At 61.1% G+C, this 22,894-nt stretch carries 17 protein-coding genes and 3 tRNA genes; 13 read left to right on the top strand and 7 right to left on the bottom strand.

All coding sequences use genetic code 11. The features are described 5' to 3' along the window. Window position 1: 1 nt before the first annotated feature. Together OU419_RS11960 and acnB are read right to left on the bottom strand one after the other, a co-directional pair. Window positions 2–1,198, bottom strand: a complete 1,197-nt coding sequence (locus tag OU419_RS11960; protein WP_254473095.1) for a CmpA/NrtA family ABC transporter substrate-binding protein — start codon at window positions 1,196–1,198, stop codon at window positions 2–4. A gap of 380 nt (window positions 1,199–1,578) precedes the next feature. Beyond that, complete coding sequence (acnB, locus tag OU419_RS11965; RefSeq protein ID WP_254473094.1) at window positions 1,579–4,188, bottom strand: bifunctional aconitate hydratase 2/2-methylisocitrate dehydratase; 2,610 nt, start codon at window positions 4,186–4,188, stop codon at window positions 1,579–1,581. Between the two features lie 380 nt (window positions 4,189–4,568). Here acnB and OU419_RS11970 point away from each other — a divergent pair, with 380 nt between their 5' ends. Further along, window positions 4,569–5,045, top strand: coding sequence for a DUF1289 domain-containing protein (locus OU419_RS11970; RefSeq protein ID WP_254473091.1), 477 nt, complete (start codon window positions 4,569–4,571; stop codon window positions 5,043–5,045). A gap of 54 nt (window positions 5,046–5,099) precedes the next feature. Here OU419_RS11970 and OU419_RS11975 read toward each other — a convergent pair whose 3' ends face one another. Next, a complete protein-coding gene (locus OU419_RS11975) occupies window positions 5,100–5,963 on the bottom strand; it encodes a universal stress protein (protein ID WP_254473089.1) in 864 nt (287 codons plus the stop codon). Between the two features lie 196 nt (window positions 5,964–6,159). On the opposite strand from OU419_RS11975, the gene miaE reads away from it, so the two are divergent. Beyond that, complete coding sequence (gene miaE / locus OU419_RS11980) at window positions 6,160–6,771, top strand: tRNA-(ms[2]io[6]A)-hydroxylase (RefSeq protein ID WP_254473087.1); 612 nt, start codon at window positions 6,160–6,162, stop codon at window positions 6,769–6,771. A 61-nt stretch (window positions 6,772–6,832) separates the two neighbouring features. Here miaE and OU419_RS11985 read toward each other — a convergent pair whose 3' ends face one another. From OU419_RS11985 to OU419_RS11995, 3 genes are all read right to left on the bottom strand, one after another. After that, complete coding sequence (locus OU419_RS11985; protein WP_254473085.1) at window positions 6,833–8,164, bottom strand: SPFH domain-containing protein; 1,332 nt, start codon at window positions 8,162–8,164, stop codon at window positions 6,833–6,835. Window positions 8,165–8,284: 120 nt separating this feature from the next. Next, the gene (gene lpxH / locus OU419_RS11990) at window positions 8,285–9,007 is read right to left on the bottom strand and encodes a UDP-2,3-diacylglucosamine diphosphatase (protein WP_254473083.1); all 723 of its coding nucleotides are present in this window, start codon (window positions 9,005–9,007) and stop codon (window positions 8,285–8,287) included. Window positions 9,008–9,011: 4 nt separating this feature from the next. Continuing rightward, entirely contained in the window at window positions 9,012–9,518 is a 507-nt protein-coding gene (locus OU419_RS11995; RefSeq protein WP_254473081.1) for a peptidylprolyl isomerase, read from the bottom strand. A gap of 121 nt (window positions 9,519–9,639) precedes the next feature. Here OU419_RS11995 and OU419_RS12000 point away from each other — a divergent pair, with 121 nt between their 5' ends. Continuing rightward, window positions 9,640–11,322: a glutamine--tRNA ligase/YqeY domain fusion protein gene (locus tag OU419_RS12000; RefSeq protein WP_254473498.1), complete on the top strand. Its 1,683-nt coding sequence runs from the start codon at window positions 9,640–9,642 to the stop codon at window positions 11,320–11,322. Window positions 11,323–11,325: 3 nt separating this feature from the next. Beyond that, window positions 11,326–12,714, top strand: coding sequence for a cysteine--tRNA ligase (gene cysS, locus OU419_RS12005; RefSeq protein ID WP_254473079.1), 1,389 nt, complete (start codon window positions 11,326–11,328; stop codon window positions 12,712–12,714). Between the two features lie 60 nt (window positions 12,715–12,774). On the opposite strand, the gene folD is transcribed toward cysS, so the two are convergent. Then, window positions 12,775–13,629 (bottom strand): bifunctional methylenetetrahydrofolate dehydrogenase/methenyltetrahydrofolate cyclohydrolase FolD, encoded by an 855-nt coding sequence (gene folD / locus OU419_RS12010; RefSeq protein WP_254473077.1) that lies wholly within the window; start codon window positions 13,627–13,629, stop codon window positions 12,775–12,777. Between the two features lie 262 nt (window positions 13,630–13,891). On the opposite strand from folD, the gene OU419_RS12015 reads away from it, so the two are divergent. The 9 genes from OU419_RS12015 to OU419_RS12055 all read left to right on the top strand — a co-directional run bounded on the left by OU419_RS12015 (window position 13,892) and on the right by OU419_RS12055 (window position 22,837). After that, window positions 13,892–13,968: transfer RNA gene (locus OU419_RS12015), tRNA-Arg, on the top strand. A gap of 29 nt (window positions 13,969–13,997) precedes the next feature. Beyond that, window positions 13,998–14,073, top strand: a tRNA-His gene (locus OU419_RS12020). 52 nt (window positions 14,074–14,125) lie between these two features. Then, a tRNA-Leu gene (locus OU419_RS12025) sits at window positions 14,126–14,210 on the top strand. 142 nt (window positions 14,211–14,352) lie between these two features. Continuing rightward, window positions 14,353–15,663, top strand: coding sequence for a trigger factor (gene tig / locus OU419_RS12030; RefSeq protein ID WP_254473075.1), 1,311 nt, complete (start codon window positions 14,353–14,355; stop codon window positions 15,661–15,663). A 93-nt stretch (window positions 15,664–15,756) separates the two neighbouring features. Continuing rightward, entirely contained in the window at window positions 15,757–16,395 is a 639-nt protein-coding gene (gene clpP / locus OU419_RS12035) for an ATP-dependent Clp endopeptidase proteolytic subunit ClpP (protein WP_254473067.1), read from the top strand. Between the two features lie 108 nt (window positions 16,396–16,503). Continuing rightward, entirely contained in the window at window positions 16,504–17,784 is a 1,281-nt protein-coding gene (gene clpX / locus OU419_RS12040) for an ATP-dependent Clp protease ATP-binding subunit ClpX (RefSeq protein WP_254473065.1), read from the top strand. Between the two features lie 133 nt (window positions 17,785–17,917). Beyond that, window positions 17,918–20,314: an endopeptidase La gene (gene lon / locus OU419_RS12045; protein ID WP_254473063.1), complete on the top strand. Its 2,397-nt coding sequence runs from the start codon at window positions 17,918–17,920 to the stop codon at window positions 20,312–20,314. Window positions 20,315–20,450: 136 nt separating this feature from the next. Next, window positions 20,451–20,723 carry a nucleoid-associated protein HU-beta gene (hupB, locus tag OU419_RS12050; RefSeq protein WP_003087931.1) on the top strand — a complete coding sequence of 91 codons (273 nt, stop codon included), beginning with the start codon at window positions 20,451–20,453 and terminating at the stop codon, window positions 20,721–20,723. A 227-nt stretch (window positions 20,724–20,950) separates the two neighbouring features. Continuing rightward, window positions 20,951–22,837 (top strand): SurA N-terminal domain-containing protein, encoded by a 1,887-nt coding sequence (locus OU419_RS12055; protein ID WP_254473061.1) that lies wholly within the window; start codon window positions 20,951–20,953, stop codon window positions 22,835–22,837. The last annotated feature ends 57 nt before the right edge of the window (window positions 22,838–22,894 follow it).

Here is a 22,894-nt window from a genome sequence, read left to right on the forward strand (position 1 = left end):
CTCAACCTCGCTCTACCAGGGCGTTCAGTTCGAAACCGCGGGCATAGCCGGCGGGATCGCTGCCGTCCCAGATGCGGCCGTCGATCAGTGCCGAACTGCGCAGGTCTGCTTCGGGCGCGGCCACGCCCACGGCCTCGGCGGCTTGCCGGTACAGCGCCAGTTGCTGGACCTGGCGGGCGACGCCGAGGTAGTCGATGTCGTCGCGCAGCAGGCCCCAGCGACGGAATTGGGTCATGAACCACATGCCGTCGGACAGCCAGGGCATGTTGGCCAGGCCGTGATTGAAGAAGCGCAGCGGGTGCGCATCCTGCCAGGCGTGGCCGAGCCCGTCCTGGTAGCGGCCGAAAAGGCGGGGCTCGATGCAGGAGAGCGGCGCGTCAACGTACTCATGGCCGCTGATCAACTGCGCGGTGCTGCGCAGGTTGTCTTCGCTGGCCTCGATGAATCGGCTGGCATCCAGCATGGCCATCACCAGCGCGCGTGCGGTGTTGGGGTACTGCTCGACGAAGCCGCGTGTGGTGCCCAGCACCTTTTCCGGGTGATCCGGCCATATCTGCTGGCTGGTCGCCAGTGTGAACCCCATTCCCTCGTCCACCGCCAGCGCGCCCCACGGGCCTCCTGCGCAGAAGCCGTCGATACGACCGGCCTTGAGGTGCTCCACCATCTGCGCTGGCGGGACCACCAGCGTGCGCACGTCGTGCAGTGGGTGGATGCCGTGGGCGGCCAGCCAGTAGTTCAACCACAGTGCGTGGGTGCCGGTGGGGAAGGTGTGGGCCAGGGTGAGTCGCGCACCGTTGTGGATCACGTGATGCCGGAGTGCCTCGACAGAGGTCACGCCATCGCGCAGCAGCGGTGCGGAGAGGTTGATCGACTGGCCGTTCTGACACAGGCCCATGAGCACGGCCATGTCGGTGGCAGGTGTGCCGCCAAGGCCGAGCTGGATGCCATAGATCATGCCGTAAAGGCTCTGGGCGGCGTCCAGTTCGCCACTGAGCAGGCGGTCGCGCAGGCTGGCCCAGGAGCTTTGCCTCCGTAGGTTGAGGGTCAGCCCGTAGGGCTGGGCGAAGCCCTGGGTGGCAGCGACTATCAGCGAGGCAGAGTCGCTGAGGGCCATGAAGCCTAGATTGAGCTCGGTTCTTTCCGGGGCATCGGAGCCGGCAACCCAGGCTAGGCTGTCCGGGCTTGTGCTGTCGATCATTTCCACCTCTGAATGCAAAAGGCGCCGCTCCACGGACCGTCGGTGGACGGGTGGATACGACGCCATTGTCTGTCAGGGGCCCACCGTTGGGCTGCCTGAGATCATGGGCTCAGCAAGGGATGTGCCAGTCGCGGCAGAAAAAAGAAGCCCCGCTCGAAGGCGGGGCGCAGAGGAAGGGAGCGCACCTCTGGAGGGTTCCATCAAGGGCACCTGAGCACGGATATCGGCAGGGCCTGTTGTCACCATAGCTGCATGGCCCGGTGGCGCAACGGTCAATAAGTATTAGCGCCATCGTGAGTGGGGCGTGGGGCGCTCTATTGCAGGTAACGCAGAAAAGAAAAGCCCCGCACTGGGCGGGGCTTTTCGTCACGCTAGGAGACTCAGGCCTGAACGACCGGGATCTTCGCGTTGGCCGCGGCTTCGCGGAACTCGGCGATCTGGTCGAAGCTCAGGTAGCGGTAGATATCGGCAGACATGCTGTCGATGTCCTTCGCGTAGGCCATGTATTCCTCGACGGTCGGCAGCTTGCCGATGATCGAGGAAACGGCGGCCAGTTCGGCCGATGCCAGGAACACATCGGTCGCGTCGCCCAGGCGGTTCGGGAAGTTACGGGTCGAGGTGGAAACCACGGTCGAGCCGGTCTGTACGCGAGCCTGGTTACCCATGCACAGCGAGCAGCCTGGCATTTCCATGCGCGCGCCAGCCTTGCCGTAGATGCCGTAGTAGCCTTCCTCGGTCAGCTGGTGGGCGTCCATCTTGGTCGGCGGAGCCAGCCACAGACGGGTCGGGATACCACCCTTGACCTTGTCCAGCAGCTTGCCGGCGGCGCGGAAGTGACCGATGTTGGTCATGCAGGAACCGATGAACACTTCATCGATCTTGCGGCCTTGAACGCTGGACAGCAGGCGAGCGTCGTCCGGGTCGTTCGGCGCGCAGAGTACCGGCTCCTTGACGTCGGCCAGGTCGATCTCGATGACTGCAGCGTATTCGGCATCCTTGTCGGCTTCCAGCAACTGCGGGTTGGCCAGCCAGGCTTCCATCGCCTTGGCGCGGCGCTCCAGGGTGCGGGCATCGCCGTAGCCTTCGCCGATCATCCAGCGCAGCAGGGTGATGTTGGACTTCAGGTACTCGGCGATAGCCTCTTCCGGCAGCTTGATGGTGCAACCGGCAGCCGAACGCTCGGCGGAGGCGTCGGACAGCTCGAAGGCTTGCTCGACGGTCAGGTCGTTCAGACCTTCGATCTCGAGAATGCGGCCGGAGAAGATGTTCTTCTTGCCTTTCTTCTCGACGGTCAGCAGGCCGGCCTGGATGGCGTAGTAGGGGATCGCATGGACCAGGTCACGCAGGGTAATGCCCGGTTGCAGCTTGCCCTTGAAGCGCACCAGAACCGATTCCGGCATGTCCAGCGGCATGACGCCGGTGGCAGCGGCGAAGGCCACCAGGCCGGAACCGGCCGGGAAGCTGATGCCGATCGGGAAGCGGGTGTGCGAGTCGCCGCCGGTGCCGACGGTGTCAGGCAGCAGCATGCGGTTCAGCCAGCTGTGGATGATGCCGTCGCCCGGACGCAGGGAAACACCACCGCGGGTCATGATGAAGTCCGGCAGGGTGTGGTGGGTCTTGACGTCGATCGGCTTCGGATAGGCAGCGGTGTGGCAGAAGGACTGCATCACCAGGTCGGCGGAGAAGCCCAGGCAAGCCAGGTCTTTCAGCTCGTCGCGGGTCATCGGGCCGGTGGTGTCCTGGGAACCGACGGTGGTCATCTTCGGTTCGCAGTAGGTGCCCGGACGCACGCCCTGGCCTTCCGGCAGACCGCAGGCGCGGCCAACCATCTTCTGGGCGAGGGTGAAGCCCTTGCCGCTGTCGGCCGGCGCTTCCGGCTTCTTGAACAGGTCGGAAGCACCCAGGCCGAGTTCGGCGCGGGCCTTCTCGGTCAGGCCACGGCCAACGATCAGCGGGATACGGCCGCCGGCGCGGACTTCGTCCAGCAGAACCGGGGTCTTCAGCTCGAAGGTGGTGACCACTTCGCCGCTGTCATGACGCACGACCTTGCCTTCATACGGGTACACGTCGATGACGTCGCCCATGGCCAGGTTGGTGCAATCGAATTCGATCGGCAGGGCGCCGGCGTCTTCCATGGTGTTGTAGAAGATCGGCGCGATCTTGGTGCCGAAGCAGAAGCCGCCGGCACGCTTGTTCGGAACGTAGGGGATGTCGTCGCCGAAGAACCACAGCACCGAGTTGGTGGCGGACTTGCGGGACGAACCGGTGCCGACCACGTCACCGACGTAGGCGACCGGGAAGCCCTTGGCCTTGACGGCTTCGATCTGCTTCAGCGGACCGACTACGCCCGGCTGGACCGGCTCGATGCCGTCGCGGGCCATTTTCAGCATGGCCAGGGCGTGCAGCGGGATGTCGGGGCGCGACCAGGCGTCCGGAGCGGGGGACAGGTCGTCGGTGTTGGTTTCGCCGGGGACCTTGAACACGGTCAGGGTCAGCTTCTCGGCGACAGCCGGACGGGCCTTGAACCATTCGCCATCGGCCCAGGACTGCAGCACGGCCTTGGCGGCGGCGTTGCCTTTCTTGGCGCGTTCGGCGACGTCGTGGAAGGCGTCGAACATCAGCAGGGTGTGCTTCAGTTGCTCGGCGGCGACTTCAGCCAGCTCTGCGCTGTCCAGCAGCTCTACCATCGTGGCGATATTGTAGCCGCCCTGCATGGTGCCCAGCAGCTCGACGGCGCGGGTCTTGTTCAGCAGCGGGGAGGTGGCTTCGCCCTTGGCGATAGCGGAGAGGAAACCGGCCTTCACATAGGCGGCTTCGTCGACGCCCGGCGGTACGCGGTTGGTGATCAGATCGAGGAGGAATTCTTCTTCGCCGGCCGGCGGGTTCTTCAGGAGTTCGACCAGACCAGCGGTCTGTTCGGCGTTCAGCGGCTGGGGCACGACGCCCTGGGCGGCACGCTCTTCTACGTGTTTGCGGTAGGCTTCAAGCACAGTTTTTCCCTCATCAGTGGTCCCGGAGGACGCGTATCCAGGAGACCCTTCCGATCCATTCGTCAGGCATGGTGGACGGTAATCCACGGACCTACGACGGCACCGGCGATCTCCGGGCAGAAGCTGTTTTCAAAGTTTTACGCCGGTGTGGCCTGGGACGAGTGGGCCTGGACGCTTGAGGGGTGCGCCAGGCCGCGCGGCTGCCGGAATCTGTGCTTCGTGACGCTTTGAAAACAGCTTCTTTCGGACAATGACGCCAAAAAGGCGGAGCAATTCTAATGGAAAAAGGCCGTGTTGGTAAGCCGATTTACCGCACCTCAAAGGGTGATCTTGCCTAGACAAAGGGCTAAGATGCCGGCTTTGCCCGTAACCTGTTCGCCATGTCTTCTCAGCGTATCAAAACCCCCTGCGTCGGCCTTTGCTCGACGGTCTACGGTGACCTGGTCTGCCGTGGCTGCAAGCGTTTCCACCACGAGGTGGTGAACTGGAATGGTTACAGCGACGACGAGAAGCGTTCGGTGTGGACGCGCCTGGAACTGCTGCTGGGGCAGGTGATGATGGCCAAGGTCGAGGTCTTCGATCCGCAGCGTCTGCGCGTGCAGCTTGAGCAGCGGCAGATCCGCTTCGTCCCCGATCAGTCGCCGTATTGCTGGGCCTATCAGTTGATTGCCCGTGGCTCGCGGATGATCAACCAACTGGAGGCATATGGCCTGGCGCTGCTGCCGGAATTCCGTGGCTGGGCATTGCCGGACCTGCGCGATGCGATCGACAAGGAGTTCTTCATCCTTTCCGAGGCGCACTATGAGCGCTATATCGCACCGCGATTCCTGGCCGAGGGCATGGAAACGCGCATCTGAGCAACCCGCCATTGAAAAAGCCGCCCTGGAGGCGGCTTTTTCTTGGAGGTGCGTCTAGCGTTGGGCGACCAGTTCCTCAAGGTGGGCGATGATGTCGTCCGGCTTGAGGACCAGAATGTCGCTTTCCAGCGCGTCGAGCACGACTTCGGCGGTATTGCCGATCAGAGCGCCGGAAAAGCCGGTGCGCGCCACGGTGCCGATCACCGTCACAGCCGTGTCGAGGTGATGGGCGGTGCTCGGTATGAGTACGTCCGCCGGGCCTTCCTCGATGTGCAGGTGCTCGTCGTCGACGCCATATTCCGCCTGGAAGGCGCGGCAGGCCTCGCGGTACTTCGCTTCGATGGTCTCGCTGAGCTGGAAGGTCGGGTCAGCGGCCGAAAGCATCGGCGAGGGGTGGGCGCTGATCACGTGCAACTGGCCATGTGCCAGGCCGGCGATGTCGTAGGCATGGCTGACGATTCCCGCATGCAGCGTGCGGTGCTCCGCGTCATTGTTGCCAACATCCACGGCGGCGAGAATGTTGCGGCCGGCCCAGGGCTGTTCGGTCTTTACCAGCAGCACAGGGGCGGGGCAGTAGCGCAGCAGCTTCCAGTCATCCGGGGTCAGCAGCGCCTTCTTCAGTGGGTTGTCCGGGCTGTGCTGCTTGATCACCAGGCCGCAGCCCTCGGCTTGCTGCTCGGCAATGATGGTGTGGTGCAGGCTGTCTTTCCAGGCTTGCCGGCATGATGCGCTGAAACCTTCCTGGAGCAGGGCTCCGGTGGTTTCTTCGAGTTGAGCGCTGAAGTCGCCGCGCTTCTCGCAGGCCAGCAGGTGCAGGTGGGACTGTGTGACGCTGGCGATCAGTCTGGCCCGTTTGAGGGCGAGACCGTCCGGCTGGTCGGGGTCCACGACTACGAGGATGCTACGGATGGCTTGCATGATCGTCTCCCTTCGTGCGCGTTGTTATATGTGGAACAACTGTAGTCGGGATATCGCCTTGATGACGTTGAGGCATATCAAGGCCGGAAGCTGGTTCCGCGCGGCGGCATTCGTATAATGCTCCGCCTCGACGACACCGGCCAGCCTGACGCCGGTGTGGCGAGTATCGCCGAGTGGCTTTTCGTTGGAGTGGAACATGCTGTCTGAAATCAGGGAATTCCTCGGTTGTGCCACGCCGGATGCGTGGGTGGAGGCCGCTCTGCGGGATCAGGCGGTAATGCTGATCGACCACAAGAACAACGAGTTCAAGGCCGCCAGCACGGCTTTGGCCCTGATCGCCAAGTACAGTGCCCACGAGGATCTGGTGAACTTCATGTCGCGCCTTGCGCGCGAGGAGCTGCGCCATCACGAGCAGGTCCTGACGATCCTGAAGAAGCGCGGTATCCCGCTGCGGCCGATCTCCGCGGGCCGCTATGCTTCCGGCCTGCGCGCGGTGGTGCGTAATCACGAGCCGCAGAAGCTGGTGGACACGCTGATCGTGGGTGCCTTCATCGAATGCCGCAGCTGCGAGCGTTTCGCGGCGCTGGTGGATCACCTGGATGCCGATCTGGCAAAGTTCTACGGTTCTCTGCTGAAGTCCGAGGCGCGGCATTTTCAGGGATATCTGAGCCTGGCGCGGCGCTACGGCGATGGCGCCGACATCGATCGACGCGTGGCGGAGATCCGCGAAGTGGAGGCTGGCCTGATCCGGTCGCCGGACAGTGAATTCCGCTTCCATAGTGGTGTGCCGGTGGAGCAGGCGGCCTGAGCCGCTCGCCGGAGTGAAAAAGCGCCCTGACGGGCGCTTTTTATTTTGCTCTTCGCCAGCCTCAGTCCTTCACCTTGAGGTCCAGTGCCAGATCACGTGCTGCCTTGGTGGCCAGCACGCCCATCAATTGACCGATTTCGTCCTGTCGGCTGCTGGCGCCGGTCGGGCTGCCGGCCATCATCACGCTGGGCACCGGCGCCTGGGCGGCGGCTTCTGCCCATACCTTGTTGATGGCGATCAGCGCGTCAAGCTTGGGCTGCAGCGCACCGTCTGCCTTGATTACCGCTTCGCGGGCGTAAGCTTCGGCATCGGCGGTTATCTTGGTAGCCTGGGCAGTGACGGTGGCCTTGTCGCGCAGCAGCTCGGCGGTCTGTTTCTCGATCTCGGCGCGCTGTTTCTCGCGCTCGGCGTTGATCACCGCCAATTGCTTATCGGTCTCTGCCTGGGTGGTGCGCTCGATCTGGTCGCGCAGGGTTTCCTGGCGCTTGGCTTCCACTTCCTTTTCACCACGGGCGGTGACCAGCAGCTTTTCTTCCTCTTCCTTCAGGCGGTTCTGCCGCGCCACGGCCAGTTCGGCCAGTGCCTGCTGGACCTTGACCATGCGTTGCTTGTACTGCGGGTTGGGGTCGACGTTGGTGATGCGCGCTTCGACCACTTCCACGCCGAATTTGCGGAATTGCTGCTGCTTGCGCACCGGGATGCCCTTGGTATCGGTGACTTTCTCGGTGACGAACTGACTTGCGTTGTTGTCGCCGAAGCTGCCCTGTTCGGTACCTGCCTGCAGGATGGCGGTCTGATGCGGGACTGCGCCGCGCGGGCCGCGGACTTCCTTGCGCTTGATGAGGTACAGGCCGTCGTTGAGCTGGTTCTCGAACTCGGCGGCGAACTCGCTGCGGGCGCCGGCGTAATAGTCGTCGGCGGTCATCAGGGATGCGGTGGCCTGCAGGGTTTCCTTGATGGCCGGTACGAGTGCTGTGCGGATGAAGTTGTCAGGGTTGCGGTATTCCTGGGCCATTTTCAGGAACTGCTCGCCGCCTGGCAGACGGAAGCGCGCAGACGACTCCACCTTGGCGTCGACGTTGCCGAGAAACACGATGGGGAATGCTTCGATGGTGGCGCCGAGGGCATCGTTATCCGGATTGTTGTCGTTCTCGTCCATGACCAGCACGGACTGCACGCTGATGGCTTTCTTCCAAGTGGTGGCCCGGCCGAACCACTTGGTGGCATAGCCGACGTCATCGACGATCTTTTCGTCGCCGAAGATGGTTCGCACGTGGGTCATGTAGCCGGCTTCGTTATAGAAGAAGACCCCGTTGAACAGGATGAAGCCGGCAGCTGCCAGCGCCAGCGGGGCAGCGCCGAATTTGATGAGATTTCCCTTTGAGATCAGCATGTTTCTTCCTTGAGTGAGCAAACCGGCAATGCTGCGCAAGGAGGCGGTATTGGTCAATAGGACGCGTCTGGTAGTGCGGGTGGGTTAGCACCAGAAGGCCACCGGTGCGGTGGCCGGGATTCAGAGAGGGAAGGGTGCCTGCCGCATGCCTCTGTCGTCGGCTTCCAGCGCCCAGCCTTGCTGGTCCCAGTCGCCAAGCACAATGCGACGGGCCGAGCGGCCGTCGATGTCCAGCTCATGAACCGCCGGGCGGTGGGTATGGCCGTGGATCAGAATGCGTACGCCTTTGTCGCGCATGATGCGTTCGACTTCGGCTGGCGTGACATCAACGATCTCGCTGGCCTTCATTCGTGTCTGGGTGCGGCTTTCCTTGCGCAGCTTGCGCGCCAGCTTGCGACGGGTGGCCAGCGGCAGGTTGCGCAGGATGAACAGCGACAGCGGGTTGCGCAGCCAGCGTCGCAGTTTCATGTAGGCTGCATCGAGGGTGCACAAGCTGTCGCCGTGCATCAGCAGGATCTTCTCGCCGCCGAGGTCGATCAGGCTGGGGTCGCGCAGTAGTGTGCAGCGGGCCTCGCGGCAGAACGCCTTGCCGATCAGAAAGTCGCGGTTGCCGTGCATCAGGTATATGCGTGTGCCGCTGTCGGCCAGCTCGCGCAAGGAGCGGGCGATGGAGTGCTGGAACTCGTCCATGCCGTCGTCGCCGATCCAGGCTTCAAAGAAGTCGCCGAGAATATATAGCGCTTCGGCCGAACGGGCGCGGGTAGCAAGGAAATGCAAGAACGCCCGGGTGATGTCCGGGCGTTCCACTTCGAGATGCAGGTCCGAGATGAACAGGACGCTCATCAACTCACTCGCCGACGATTTCGGCTTTCTCGATGATCACATCGTCGGCCGGCACGTCCTGGTGGCCCGAGCGCATGGTGGTGGCTACGCCCTTGATCTTGTTGACCACGTCCATGCCATCGCTCACCTGGCCGAACACGCAATAGCCCCAGCCCTGCACGGTCGGCTCGCTGTGGTTGAGGAAGTCATTGTCGGCGACGTTGATGAAGAACTGCGCGCTGGCGGAGTGCGGTTCCATCGTGCGGGCCATCGCGACGGTACCGACCTTGTTGCCGACGCCGTTGTTGGCTTCGTTCTTGATCGGCTTTCTGGTGCTCTTCTGCTTCATGCCCGGCTCGAAACCGCCGCCCTGGATCATGAAGTTGTTGATGACACGGTGGAAGACGGTGTTGTCGTAGTGGCCGGCCTTCACATATTCCTTGAAGTTGGCCACGGTTTCCGGCGCCTTGTCGTCGAAGAGTTCAAGGGTGATGTCGCCGAAGTTGGTCTGAAGTTTGACGGTGGTAGTCATCAGGGAATTCCGCTCTTTGGAAAAATCGAAGGCCTGTCAGGGGGTTGACAGCTTCGGCTATGATAAGCGCTTTGGTTTGGCTGGCCTACCCTGGCCGAACACCAGCATGATCAAGGACACCATGAGCAAGCCTACCGCCGATACGAAAGAAGCCACTGTTGCCGCCAACTTCCTGCGCCCGATCGTTGCGGCCGACCTGGAAAGTGGCAAGCACCAGAAAATCGTTACCCGCTTCCCGCCGGAGCCCAACGGCTACCTGCACATCGGCCACGCCAAGTCCATCTGTCTGAACTTCGGTCTGGCCAAGGAGTTCGGCGGTGACTGCCATCTGCGCTTCGACGACACCAACCCGGCGAAGGAAGACCAGGAATACATCGACGCCATCGAGGCCGACGTGAAATGGCTGGGCTTCGACTGGGTCGGCCCGGTGCGCTATGCGTCCAACTATTTCGACCAGTTGCATGCCTGGGCCGTGGATCTGATCAAGGCAGGCAAGGCCTTTGTCTGCGACCTGAACGCCGAGGAAATGCGTGCCTATCGCGGCTCCCTGACCGAACCGGGCAAGAACAGCCCGTTCCGCGACCGCTCGGTGGAAGAGAACCTGGACCTGTTCGCTCGCATGAAGGCCGGTGAGTTCCCAGATGGCGCCCGCTCGCTGCGCGCGAAGATTGATATGGCCTCGCCGAACATCAACCTGCGCGATCCGATCCTCTACCGCATTCGCCACGCCCATCACCACCAGACCGGCGACAAGTGGTGTATCTATCCCAGCTACGACTTCACCCACGGTCAGTCGGATGCCATCGAGGGCATCACTCACTCCATCTGCACTCTGGAGTTCGAGGATCATCGCCCGCTGTACGAGTGGTTCCTGGCCAACCTGCCGGTTCCGGCGCAGCCGCGCCAGTACGAATTTGCACGCTTGAACCTGAACTACACCATCACCAGCAAGCGCAAGCTCAAGCAACTGGTCGATGAAAAGCACGTGAGCGGCTGGGACGACCCGCGCATGTCGACCCTGTCCGGCTACCGTCGCCGTGGCTACACCCCGGCGTCGATCCGTGCCTTCTGCGACATGATCGGCGTGAACCGCGCTGGCGGGGTGGTCGACATTGGCATGCTGGAATTCGCCATCCGTGACGATCTGGATGCTAACGCTGGCCGCGCCATGTGCGTGCTCAAACCGCTGAAAGTGGTGATCACCAACTACCCGGAAGGCCAGGTCGAGAACCTCGAACTGCCGCGCCATCCCAAGCAGGACATGGGCGTGCGGGTGCTGCCGTTCAGCCGCGAGATCTACATCGACGCCAGCGACTTCGAAGAAGTCCCGCCGGTCGGCTACAAGCGCCTGATCCCGGGGGGCGAAGTCCGCCTGCGCGGCAGCTACGTGATCCGCGCCGACGAGGCGATCAAGGACGCCGCCGGCAACATCGTCGAACTGCGCTGCAGCTATGACGAGAACACCCTGGGCAAGAACCCCGAAGGCCGTAAGGTCAAGGGCGTGATCCACTGGGTGCCGGCCGCCGAGAGCGTAGAGTGCGAGGTGCGTCTGTACGATCGTCTGTTCCGTTCCGCCAATCCGGAAAAAGCGGAAGAGGGCGGTAGTTTCCTCGATAACATCAACCCGGAATCCCTGGTGGTGCTCAAGGGTTGCCGCGCCGAGCCGTCCCTGGCCAGTGCCAGTGCCGACGACCGCTTCCAGTTCGAGCGTGAAGGCTACTTCTGCATCGACTCCAAGGACTCCAAGGCTGGCGCGCTGGTGTTCAATCGTACCGTGACCCTGCGCGATTCCTGGGGGCAGTAAGGGATGGCTGACTTGCAGATCTACAGCACGCTGTCCAAGACCAAGAACGCCTTCAAGCCATTGGTGGGCAACCAGGTGCGCATGTATGTGTGCGGCATGACTGTCTACGACTTCTGCCACATCGGGCATGCCCGCGTGATGGTGGCGTTCGACGTCATCGCCCGCTGGTTGCGCCATCGTGGTTATGACCTGACCTACGTACGCAACATTACCGACATCGACGACAAGATCATTCGTCGCGCACAGGAGAACGGCGAATCGTTCGAAGACCTGACCGCCCGCATGATCGCCGCGATGCACGAGGATGAGGCGCGGCTGTCGGTTCTGCGTCCGGATATCGAGCCGCGCGCCACCGGCCACATCGCCGGTATGCATGAGATGATCCAGACACTGATCGACAAGGGTTATGCCTATGCGCCGGGCAATGGCGACGTTTACTACCGGGTCGGCAAGTTCGCTGGCTACGGCAAATTGTCGCGTAAGAAGATCGAGGACCTGCGTATCGGGGCACGAATCGAGGTCGACGAATCCAAGGAAGACCCGCTGGACTTCGTGCTCTGGAAAGGTGCCAAGCCGGGCGAGCCGAGCTGGGAGTCGCCCTGGGGTGCGGGACGCCCAGGCTGGCACATCGAGTGCTCGGTGATGTCCACCTGCTGCCTGGGCGAGACTTTTGATATCCACGGCGGCGGCCCTGATCTGGTGTTCCCGCACCATGAGAACGAGATCGCCCAGAGCGAGGCGGCCACGGGCAAGCTCTACGCGGCCAACTGGATGCACGCTGGCGCAGTGCGTGTGGATGGCGAGAAGATGTCCAAGTCGTTGGGCAACTTCTTCACCATTCGTGAAGTGCTGGAAAAGTACCACCCGGAGGTGGTTCGCTTCCTGCTGGTTTCCAGTCACTACCGCAGCCCGATCAACTATTCGGAAGACAACCTGAAGGAGGCCAAGGGCGCGCTGGAGCGTTTCTACACTGCATTGCGCGGCCTGCCGCAGGTGGCTGCCGAAGGCGGAGAAGCGTTCGTCGAGCGCTTCGGCGCGGCGATGGACGACGACTTCGGTACGCCGGAAGCGGTTGCCGTACTATTCGAGATGGTCCGCGAGGTCAACCGTCTGCGCGAAAGCGATCCGGCGGCGGCTGCCGCGCTGGCGGCGCGAGTGCGTGAGCTGGGTGCTCTGCTGGGTGTGCTGCAACTGGATGCCGACGAGTTCCTCCAGGCGGGTGCGGCTGGCAAGGTCGATGCAGCGCAGGTCGAGGCTCTGATCCAGGCGCGTCTGGATGCTCGCGCGGCGAAGAACTGGGCAGAGTCCGACCGCATTCGCGACGAGCTGACCGCTCTGGGTGTAGTGCTGGAAGATGGCAAGGGCGGTACTACCTGGCGTCTTGCCGAGTAATCGTCCCCGGGAAATGAAAAAGGCCGCTGATCAGCGGCCTTTTTCCTGCGCGTCAAAACCTCAGGGGTGCAGGTGTTCGGCGGCGTACAGGGTATTTTCCAGCAGGCAGGCGCGGGTCATCGGGCCGACGCCGCCCGGCACCGGGGTGATCCAGCTGGCGCGTTCGGCGGCCACGTCGTATTCCACGTCGCCCACCAGCTTGCCGTCGGCCTGGCGGTTGATGCCCACGTCGATGACGATGGCGCCTTCCTTGATCCACTCGCCCTTGACCAGGCCCGGCTTGCCGGCGGCCACGACCACCAGGTCGGCGCGCCGCACATGATCGGCCAGGTCGCGGGTGAATCGGTGGGTCACGGTCACGGTGCAGCCGCCCAGCAGCAGCTCCAGTGCCATCGGGCGGCCGACGATGTTGGACGCGCCAACGACGACTGCGTCCATGCCGTACAGGTCGACGCCGGTGCTTTGCAGAAGGGTCATGATGCCCTTCGGGGTGCAGGGGCGCAGCAGCGGGATGCGCTGGGCCAGGCGGCCGATGTTGAAGGGGTGGAAGCCGTCAACGTCCTTGTCCGGGCTGATGCGCTCAAGTAACTGCGAGGCATCGAGGTGGGCGGGCAGGGGGAGCTGGACAAGGATGCCGTCGATGGCTGGATCGGCGTTCAGGCGGTCGATCAGTGCCAGCAGCTCGTCCTGGGTGGTGCTGGCGGGGAGGTCGTACGCCTGGGAGAGGAAGCCGACCTCTTCACAGTCCTTGCGCTTGTGCGCGACATAGACCTGAGAGGCGGGATCGCTGCCGACCAGGATCACAGCCAGGCCGGGAATGCGCAGTCCTTGCTGACGTCGTTCGTTGACGCGTTGGGCAATCTGCTGGCGGAGGCTGGCGGCGATCGCTTTGCCGTCGATCAGTTTTGCAGTCATGTCAGGGGGGAACCATCGGGGCGGGTGAAAAAAGGACGCGCATTTTCGCATGCTGCCTTCATAAGGCAAAGGCAGGCCCCCCTGATTTGCCGTAACTCCTTTATCTCTTTGAATTTTTTTTGAAAAAGGTGTTGACGGGGTAGAGGCTCATCGATAACATGCGCCCCGCTTGCCGAGCACAGCCTGAAGCAAAAGCAGAAGGCGGTGCGAACCGGTTCAGTGGGTTCCACTGATCTGCTTAGCAAGGGTTGCAGCCACTAAAGCGCCCGTAGCTCAGCTGGATAGAGCATCCGCCTTCTAAGCGGATGGTCGCAGGTTCGAGTCCTGCCGGGTGCGCCAAGTGGCGTTCGGTGCAAGCATGTAATATGGTGGGCGTAGCTCAGTTGGTAGAGCACAGGATTGTGGCTCCTGGTGTCGTGGGTTCGATTCCCATCGTCCACCCCATATTCCGAAGCGCCAGGCCCAGAGCCTGGCGTTTTCGTTTCTGCGGTACCCTGCGGACGTGGTGAAATTGGTAGACACGCTGGATTTAGGTTCCAGTGGCGCAAGCTGTGAGAGTTCGAGTCTCTCCGTCCGCACCATCTTCTCTCCATTAGTTCTCGCATCCGTGAATTTTCGCAGCTTTCAGCCTGGGTGACTTCTGCATTTCTAGCTACTAAAATGCTTGCCCTTGATTCTGGGAGCCGGAAGGACCGGCTTACGTCTGTGCCACGAGGAATATCCATGCAAGTTTCCGTTGAAAGCACCTCCGCTCTTGAGCGCCGCATGACCGTTGGCGTGCCGGCCGAGCGTATCGAGACCGAAGTCAACAAGCGTCTGCAGCAGACCGCTCGTCGTGCCAAGGTTCCTGGCTTCCGTCCCGGCAAGGTGCCGATGAGCGTGATCCGTCAGCGTTACGAAGCCGCCGCTCGTCAGGAAGCCCTTGGTGACCTGATCCAGGAAACCTTCTACGAAGCTGTGGTCGAGCAGAAGCTGAACCCGGCTGGCGCGCCTTCCGTCGAGCCGAAGGTCTTCGAAAAGGAGAAGGGCCTCGAGTACGTCGCTACTTTCGAAGTCTTCCCCGAGTTCCAGGTTGCCGGCTTCGACGGCATCAAGATCGAGCGCCTGCAGGCTGAAGTCGCCGATGCCGACCTCGACAACATGCTGGAAATTCTGCGCAAGCAGAACACTCGTTTCGAGGCTGTTGACCGCGCCGCTCAGAACGACGATCAGGTGAATATCGACTTCGTTGGCAAAATCGATGGCGAAGCCTTCGCTGGCGGGTCCGCCAAGGGCACACTGCTGGTGCTGGGCTCCGGTCGTATGATTCCGGGCTTCGAAGAAGGCCTGGTCGGCGCCAAGGCCGGTGAAGAGCGCGTCCTGAACGTGACCTTCCCCGAGGATTATCAGAACCTGGACCTGGCCGGCAAGGCTGCCGAGTTCACCGTAACCGTCAACAGTGTCGCCGAGCCCAAGCTGCCGGAACTGAACGAAGAATTCTTCGCTCTGTTCGGCGTGAAGGAAAGCACCCTGGAAGGTTTCCGTACCGAGGTTCGCAAGAACATGGAGCGCGAGCTGCGCCAGGCTATCAAGTCCAAGGTCAAGAATCAGGTGATGGAAGGTCTGGTCGAGTCCAATCCGATCGAAGTCCCGAAGGCCCTGGTCAGCAACGAAGTGAACCGCCTGCGTGTACAGGCTGTCCAGCAGTTCGGCGGCAACATCAAGCCGGACCAACTGCCGGCAGAGCTGTTTGAAGAGCAGGCCAAGCGCCGCGTTGTGCTGGGTCTGATCGTTGCCGAGCTGGTCAAGCAGCACGAGCTGAAGGCTGACGAAGCGCGCGTTCGCGAAATGATCGAAGAAATGGCTTCGGCCTACCAGGAACCCGAGCAAGTCGTTGCCTGGTATTATAAAAATGACCAGCAATTGAACGAAGTCCGCTCGGTTGTACTGGAAGAACAAGTTGTAGATACTGTCCTGCAGAAGGCCAATGTGACTGACAAGCAGGTTTCCTACGAAGATGCGGTCAAGCCTGCAGAAGCTCCGCAAGCGGCCTGATTAATCGCTTCGTTCGATTGTCACAAGCCAGCCCTCGGGCTGGCTTGTGCGTCTATAGAGACATGACTTTTTATTAGGGAGTGATCGTCGGACATGCACAATTCATATATGCCGCAAGTTCCGAACATCCAGGCCGCCGGTGGTCTGGTGCCGATGGTGGTGGAACAGTCCGCCCGCGGTGAGCGTTCCTACGACATCTATTCGCGCCTGCTGAAGGAGCGGATCATCTTCCTGGTAGGCCAGGTCGAGGATTACATGGCCAACCTGGTGGTTGCCCAGCTGCTGTTCCTCGAGGCTGAAAACCCGGACAAGGACATCCATCTCTACATCAACTCCCCGGGCGGCTCCGTGACTGCTGGCATGTCGATCTATGACACCATGCAGTTCATCAAGCCCGACGTGTCCACCATCTGCGTTGGTCAAGCGTGCAGTATGGGGGCGTTGCTGCTGGCTGGCGGCGCCGCTGGCAAGCGCTACTGCCTGCCGCACTCGCGCATGATGATTCACCAGCCGCTGGGCGGCTTCCAGGGCCAGGCTTCGGATATCGAGATCCACGCCAAGGAAATCCTCTTCATCAAGGAACGCTTGAACCAGGTGCTGGCACACCACACCGGCCAGCCCTTGGACGTTATTGCACGTGATACCGACCGCGATCGCTTCATGAGCGGCGATGAGGCGGTCAAGTATGGTCTGATCGATCAGGTCTTTACTCAGCGCCCTTCCGCGAGCTGAGTCTCTCCGCAACACTGCGGCCGGTGATCCGGCCGCTTCGCGGGCTTGAAAATGCCCGCGAATGCCTTCATCTTGTCCCTCACGTATATCCCCGATTGGAACGATCGAATGACTGACACCCGCAACGGCGAGGACAACGGCAAGCTGCTGTATTGCTCCTTCTGCGGCAAGAGCCAGCACGAAGTGCGCAAGTTGATTGCCGGCCCCTCGGTCTTTATCTGCGACGAGTGCGTCGACCTGTGCAATGACATCATCCGTGAGGAGGTGCAGGAAGCACAGGCGGAGAGCAGTGCGCACAAGCTACCGGCGCCGAAAGAGATCCGCACGATCCTCGATCAGTACGTGATCGGCCAGGAACGTGCCAAGAAAACCCTGGCAGTAGCGGTATACAACCACTACAAACGCCTGAATCAGCGCGAGCGCAAGGATGATGTCGAGCTGGGCAAGAGCAATATCCTGCTGATCGGGCCGACTGGCTCGGGCAAGACCTTGCTCGCCGAGACTCTGGCTCGCCTGCTCAATGTTCCCTTCACCATCGCCGATGCCACCACCCTTACCGAGGCAGGCTACGTCGGCGAAGACGTCGAGAACATCATTCAAAAGCTGTTGCAGAAGTGTGATTACGACGTCGAAAAGGCCCAGATGGGCATCGTCTATATCGATGAAATCGACAAGATCTCGCGTAAGTCGGATAACCCTTCGATTACCCGCGACGTGTCCGGTGAGGGCGTTCAGCAGGCTCTGCTGAAGCTGATCGAGGGTACTGTGGCTTCCGTGCCGCCGCAGGGTGGTCGCAAGCACCCGCAGCAGGAGTTCCTGCAGGTCGATACCCGTAACATCCTGTTCATCTGTGGTGGTGCGTTCGCCGGCCTGGAAAAGGTCATCCAGAACCGATCCACCAAAGGTGGCATCGGCTTCAATGCCGAGGTTCGCAGTCAGGAAGCGGGCAAGAAAGTTGGCGAGGCGCTGCGCGAAGTGGAACCGGAAGATCTGGTGAAGTTCGGCCTGATTCCGGAGTTCGTCGGTCGTCTGCCGATCATTGCGACCTTGGATGAGCTGGACGAAGCTGCGCTGATGCAGATTCTCACCGAACCGAAGAATGCCTTGACCAAGCAGTATGCCAAGCTCTTCGAAATGGAAGGCGTGGATCTAGAATTCCGCCCCGATGCCCTCAAGGCAGTAGCTCGCAAGGCTCTGGAGCGCAAGACTGGTGCCCGCGGCCTGCGCTCCATACTCGAAGGCATCCTGCTCGACACCATGTACGAAATTCCTTCGCAGACTGACGTAAGCAAGGTGGTGATCGACGAAAGTGTCATCGATGGGGCGTCCCAGCCCCTGCTGATCTATGAGAACACAGAGCAGCCGGCCAAGGCTGCGCCTGACGCCTGAATGTGAAAGGGGCCCTCGGGCCCCTTTTTTCTTCCCATCTACCGCGCTTGTTTTTTCCCAGTCCTAACCCCATCTTAGGCCGAAGGGTCCAATCCCATCGTTTTGGCCAAGTGCCGCTGTAGAGCCGAATATCATGAAAACACTCGTCGAGTTGCCCCTGCTCCCCCTGCGTGACGTAGTGGTGTATCCGCACATGGTCATCCCGCTGTTCGTGGGGCGTGAGAAATCCATCGAGGCCCTCGAGGCCGCCATGACCAGCGACAAGCAGATCCTGTTGCTGGCGCAGAAGAATCCGGCTGACGACGATCCGGGTGAAGACGGCCTGTACCGCATGGGGACTGTGGCTACCGTCCTGCAACTGCTCAAGCTGCCTGATGGCACTGTCAAAGTGCTGGTGGAGGGCGAGCAACGTGGTCAGGTAGAGCGCTTCATCGAGGAGGAGGCCTACTGCCGCGCCGAAGTTTCGATCATCGACGAGGTATCGGTCGGTGAGCGTGAGTCCGAAGTCTTTACCCGCAGCCTGCTGAGCCAGTTCGAGCAGTACGTGCAGTTGGGCAAGAAGGTTCCTGCTGAAGTGCTGTCCTCGCTGAACAGCATCGATGAACCGGGCCGCCTGGTCGACACGATGGCGGCGCACATGGCGCTGAAGATCGAGCAGAAGCAGGAGATCCTCGAGATCACCGAGCTGTCTGCCCGCGTCGAGCACGTCCTGGCGATGCTGGATGCAGAGATCGACCTGCTGCAGGTCGAGAAGCGCATCCGTGGCCGCGTCAAGAAGCAGATGGAGCGCAGCCAGCGTGAGTATTACCTCAACGAGCAGATGAAGGCCATCCAGAAGGAACTGGGTGATATCGACGAAGGCCATAACGAAGTCGAGGAGCTGAAAAAGCGTATCGACGCCGCTGGTCTCACCAAGGAAGCTCTGGCCAAGGCCAATGCTGAGCTGAACAAGCTCAAGCAGATGTCGCCCATGTCCGCCGAGGCGACCGTCGTACGTTCCTACATTGACTGGTTGGTGAACGTGCCGTGGAAGGCTGAGAGTAAGGTACGCCACGACCTGGAAAAGGCCGAGGACATCCTCGACGCGGACCACTACGGCCTCGAGGAGGTCAAGGAGCGTATCCTCGAATACCTCGCAGTGCAGAAGCGCGTGAAGAAGCTCAAGGGACCGGTGCTCTGCCTGGTCGGTCCCCCCGGGGTGGGCAAGACTTCGTTGGCGGAGTCCATCGCTCGCGCCACCAATCGCAAGTTCGTGCGCATGGCGCTGGGTGGCGTGCGCGACGAAGCCGAGATTCGTGGTCACCGCCGTACCTATATCGGTTCCATGCCCGGTCGTCTGATTCAGAAAATGACCAAGGTCGGCGTGCGCAACCCGCTGTTCCTGCTCGACGAGATCGACAAGATGGGCAGCGACATGCGTGGCGACCCCGCGTCGGCGCTGCTCGAGGTCCTTGATCCGGAGCAGAATCACAACTTCAACGACCACTATCTTGAAGTCGATTACGATCTGTCCGACGTGATGTTCCTCTGCACGGCGAACTCCATGAACATTCCGGCCGCACTGCTGGACCGTATGGAAGTGATTCGCCTGCCGGGCTACACCGAGGATGAGAAGGTCAACATTGCCTCGAAATATCTTGTACCGAAACAGACTGCCGCCAATGGTCTCAAGAAGGGCGAGCTGACCTTCGAAGAAGCGGCTACTCGTGACATCATCCGCTACTACACCCGGGAAGCCGGTGTGCGTAGCCTTGAGCGACAGATTGCCAAGGTCTGCCGCAAGGCAGTGAAGGAGGGTGGCAAGGCCAAGCGAATCGACGCCAAGGTGACTCCTGAGACCCTGGAGAACTACTTGGGTGTGCGCAAGTTCCGCTACGGCCTGGCCGAGCAGCAGGACCAGATCGGCCAGGTTACCGGCCTCGCCTGGACTCAGGTAGGCGGCGAATTGTTGACGATCGAGTCGGCTATCGTCCCTGGCAAGGGTGCCCTGACCAAGACAGGCTCGCTGGGCGATGTGATGGCGGAGTCCATTACCGCCGCGCTGACCGTGGTGCGTAGCCGCGCGAAGAGTCTGGGTATTGCGCCGGACTTCCATGAGAAGCACGACATCCATATTCACGTCCCGGAAGGCGCCACACCTAAGGATGGCCCAAGTGCTGGCATCGGTATGTGTACGGCGCTGGTTTCCGCCATCACCCAGATTCCGGTGCGCGCAGATGTCGCAATGACTGGCGAGATCACCCTGAGGGGGCAGGTACTGGCTATCGGTGGCCTGAAGGAAAAACTTCTGGCCGCGCATCGCGGTGGAATCAAGACTGTGATCATTCCCGAGGAAAATGTACGGGATCTTAGGGAAATTCCGGATAATATTAAGGCTGATCTCGTTATTAAACCGGTTAAATGGATTGACGAGGTCCTGCAAATTGCGCTGCAATACGCGCCGGAGCCCTTGCCCGATGCGGCTCCCGAGATGGTTGCAAAGGATGAGAAACGCGAGTCTGATTCCAAGGAGCGAATCAGCACGCATTAGTTGGGGGGCTTTCTTGACACTGTTTTTGAGCCCTTGTTATAAAGCGGCACTTGCTTTGTCAGTTGGCAAACCAACACCTGCTTTTGCTTACACCTAACACATAGAAACATACTCAACAGAAATAAGGGGACTTAGAGTGAACAAGTCGGAACTGATCGATGCTATCGCCGCATCTGCTGATATCCCGAAAGCTGTTGCCGGTCGCGCTCTGGACGCGGTGATCGAGTCTGTAACTGGCGCCCTGAAGGCTGGTGACTCCGTCGTACTGGTAGGCTTCGGCACCTTCGCCGTTAAAGAGCGTGCTGCTCGCACCGGTCGCAACCCGCAAACCGGCAAGCCGATCAAGATCGCTGCTGCTAAGATCCCGGGCTTCAAGGCCGGTAAAGCCCTCAAGGATGCTGTCAACTAAGCGTCTTTCTGGACTTGACCTGTACCGATTCAGCTTCGGCTGAATCGGTTACGGAGCGGCGGCAAGTCAGGTGTTCAGCCTGCCGTGTTCGCCAGGGGTCACGGGCCTAGGCCCGCAAGCTCCACAGTTACGAGAAGGCGCATCCTTGGATGCGCCTTTCTTATATCCGCCTTTCTTCCACGCCGCGCCGCCATTGACGGCGGGCCGTGGCCGCTTGTGGGGGCCGCATGCTGCAAAACATCAGGGACAATTCTCAAGGCTGGATCGCCAAGACCATCATTGGCGTCATCGTCGTGCTCATGGCGTTGACTGGCTTCGATGCGATCATTCGCGCGACCCATCATGAGAACGTCGCTGCCCAGGTCAACGGTGATGACATCAGCTTGAACGAGTTGCAGCAGGCTGTGGACATGCAACGTCGCCAGCTGATGCAGCGTCTGGGCAAGGACTTCGATTCGTCCATGCTGGACGACAAGCTGCTCAAGGATTCCGCGCTGAAGTCACTCGTTGAGCGCAAGCTGATCCTGCAGGCTGCGCAGAATGACAAATTCGCCTTTTCCCAGCAGTCGCTGGACCAACTGATTCTGCAGACCCCTGAGTTCCAGGTGGATGGCAAGTTCAACGCCGATCGCTTCGACCAGGTGATTCGCCAGATGGGCTATAGCCGCATGCAGTTCCGCCAGATGTTCCAGGAGGAAATGCTGATCGGCCAACTTCGCGCCGGTATCGCCGGCACCGGCTTCGTGACCGATGAAGAGCTGAAGGCGTTTGCACGTCTGGAAAAACAGACCCGTGATTTCGCAACGCTGACCCTCAAGGCCGATCCGTCCAAGAGCAAGGTCGAGGACAGCCAGATCAAGGCGTATTACGACGCACACAGCACCGAGTTCATGACTCCGGAGCAGGTGGTCATCGATTACATCGAGCTTAAGAAGTCGGGCTTCTTCGATCAGGTCGAGGTCAAGAAGGAAGATCTCGATGCCCTGTATCAGAAAGAGATCGCCGGCCTCGCTGAGCAACGTGACGCCGCGCACATCCTCATCGAAGTGAATGACAAGCAGACCGATGCCCAGGCCAAGGCCAAGATCGACGAGATCAAGGCGCGCCTGGACAAGGGTGAGGACTTTGCCAAGCTGGCCAAGGAGCAGTCCAACGACGTTGGTTCGGCTGCCAGCGGTGGCGATCTGGGTTATGCCGGTCGCGGTGTCTATGACCCGGCCTTCGAAGAAGCGTTGTACGCGCTGAAGAAGGGCGAAGTTTCCGCTCCGGTGAAGACTCCTTACGGCTGGCACCTCATCAAGCTGCTGGGCGTAGAAGCACCGGATATCCCGAGCTTCGACAGCCTGAAGGCCAAGCTCGAGAAGGAAGTGAAGACCCAACTGGTCGAGCAGCGCTTCGTCGATGCGACCAAGCAACTGGAAAGCGCCGCCTACGAGGCGTCCGATCTGGCCCAGCCAGCTCAGGACATGGGCCTCAAGGTACAGACCAGCAAGCCGTTCGGCCGTGAAGGTGGCGATGGCATCACTGCCAACCGTCAGGTGGTTCAGTCTGCATTCAGCACCGAGGTGCTGGAAGACGGCGCCAACAGCGGTGCGATCGAACTGGACCCGGATACCGTCGTCGTGCTCCGCGTCAAGGAGCATCGCAAGCCTGAACAGGAAAGCCTGGAGCAGGTGAGTGCGGCCATCCGTACCCGTCTGCAGCAGGAGCACGCGGCTGCCGATGCCAAGGCTCGTGGCGAAGCGCTGCTTGCCGACCTGCGTGACGGCAAGACTCCGCTGAACCAGGCTCAGGATGGCCAGAACTGGAAGGTTGTGGAAGCAGCTTCCCGTGGCCAGGAGGGAGTCGATCCGGTTGTGCTGCAGGATGTGTTCCGCATGGCGCATCCGGCCTCTGCCGAAAAGCCGACGTTGTCCGGCGTCGCTCTGGCTAACGGCGACTATGTGCTGGTTCGCCTGAGCGGTGTGAGCGAGCCTGAAGCCAAGATGACCGAGGAAGAGAAAGCAATGTACCAGCGCTTCCTTGCCTCGCGCAGCGGCCAGGACGATTTCTCTGCCTTCCGTCGCCATTTGCAGGAGCAGGCGAAGATCGAGAAATTCGACAACGCCAAGTAATGGAATCAGGGCCGCTTCAGCGGCCCTTGTTCTTTCCGGGTAGTGAAAAAAAGGGCC

The sequence above is a fragment of the Pseudomonas triclosanedens genome (assembly GCF_026686735.1).
Classification (GTDB): Bacteria; Pseudomonadota; Gammaproteobacteria; order Pseudomonadales; family Pseudomonadaceae; genus Pseudomonas; species Pseudomonas triclosanedens.

Excerpts from the sequence above, each read along its gene's own strand:
- OU419_RS11960 (WP_254473095.1), bottom strand. The coding sequence starts at position 1,198 with ATGATCGACAGCACAAGCCCGGACAGCCTAGCCTGGGTTGCCGGCTCC.
- OU419_RS11970 (WP_254473091.1), top strand. The coding sequence starts at position 4,569 with ATGTCTTCTCAGCGTATCAAAACCCCCTGCGTCGGCCTTTGCTCGACG.
- OU419_RS11975 (WP_254473089.1), bottom strand. The coding sequence starts at position 5,963 with ATGCAAGCCATCCGTAGCATCCTCGTAGTCGTGGACCCCGACCAGCCG.
- miaE (WP_254473087.1), top strand. The coding sequence starts at position 6,160 with ATGCTGTCTGAAATCAGGGAATTCCTCGGTTGTGCCACGCCGGATGCG.
- OU419_RS11985 (WP_254473085.1), bottom strand. The coding sequence starts at position 8,164 with ATGCTGATCTCAAAGGGAAATCTCATCAAATTCGGCGCTGCCCCGCTG.
- lpxH (WP_254473083.1), bottom strand. The coding sequence starts at position 9,007 with ATGAGCGTCCTGTTCATCTCGGACCTGCATCTCGAAGTGGAACGCCCG.
- OU419_RS11995 (WP_254473081.1), bottom strand. The coding sequence starts at position 9,518 with ATGACTACCACCGTCAAACTTCAGACCAACTTCGGCGACATCACCCTT.
- OU419_RS12000 (WP_254473498.1), top strand. The coding sequence starts at position 9,640 with ATGAGCAAGCCTACCGCCGATACGAAAGAAGCCACTGTTGCCGCCAAC.
- cysS (WP_254473079.1), top strand. The coding sequence starts at position 11,326 with ATGGCTGACTTGCAGATCTACAGCACGCTGTCCAAGACCAAGAACGCC.
- folD (WP_254473077.1), bottom strand. The coding sequence starts at position 13,629 with ATGACTGCAAAACTGATCGACGGCAAAGCGATCGCCGCCAGCCTCCGC.
- tig (WP_254473075.1), top strand. The coding sequence starts at position 14,353 with ATGCAAGTTTCCGTTGAAAGCACCTCCGCTCTTGAGCGCCGCATGACC.
- clpP (WP_254473067.1), top strand. The coding sequence starts at position 15,757 with ATGCACAATTCATATATGCCGCAAGTTCCGAACATCCAGGCCGCCGGT.
- clpX (WP_254473065.1), top strand. The coding sequence starts at position 16,504 with ATGACTGACACCCGCAACGGCGAGGACAACGGCAAGCTGCTGTATTGC.
- lon (WP_254473063.1), top strand. The coding sequence starts at position 17,918 with ATGAAAACACTCGTCGAGTTGCCCCTGCTCCCCCTGCGTGACGTAGTG.
- OU419_RS12055 (WP_254473061.1), top strand. The coding sequence starts at position 20,951 with ATGCTGCAAAACATCAGGGACAATTCTCAAGGCTGGATCGCCAAGACC.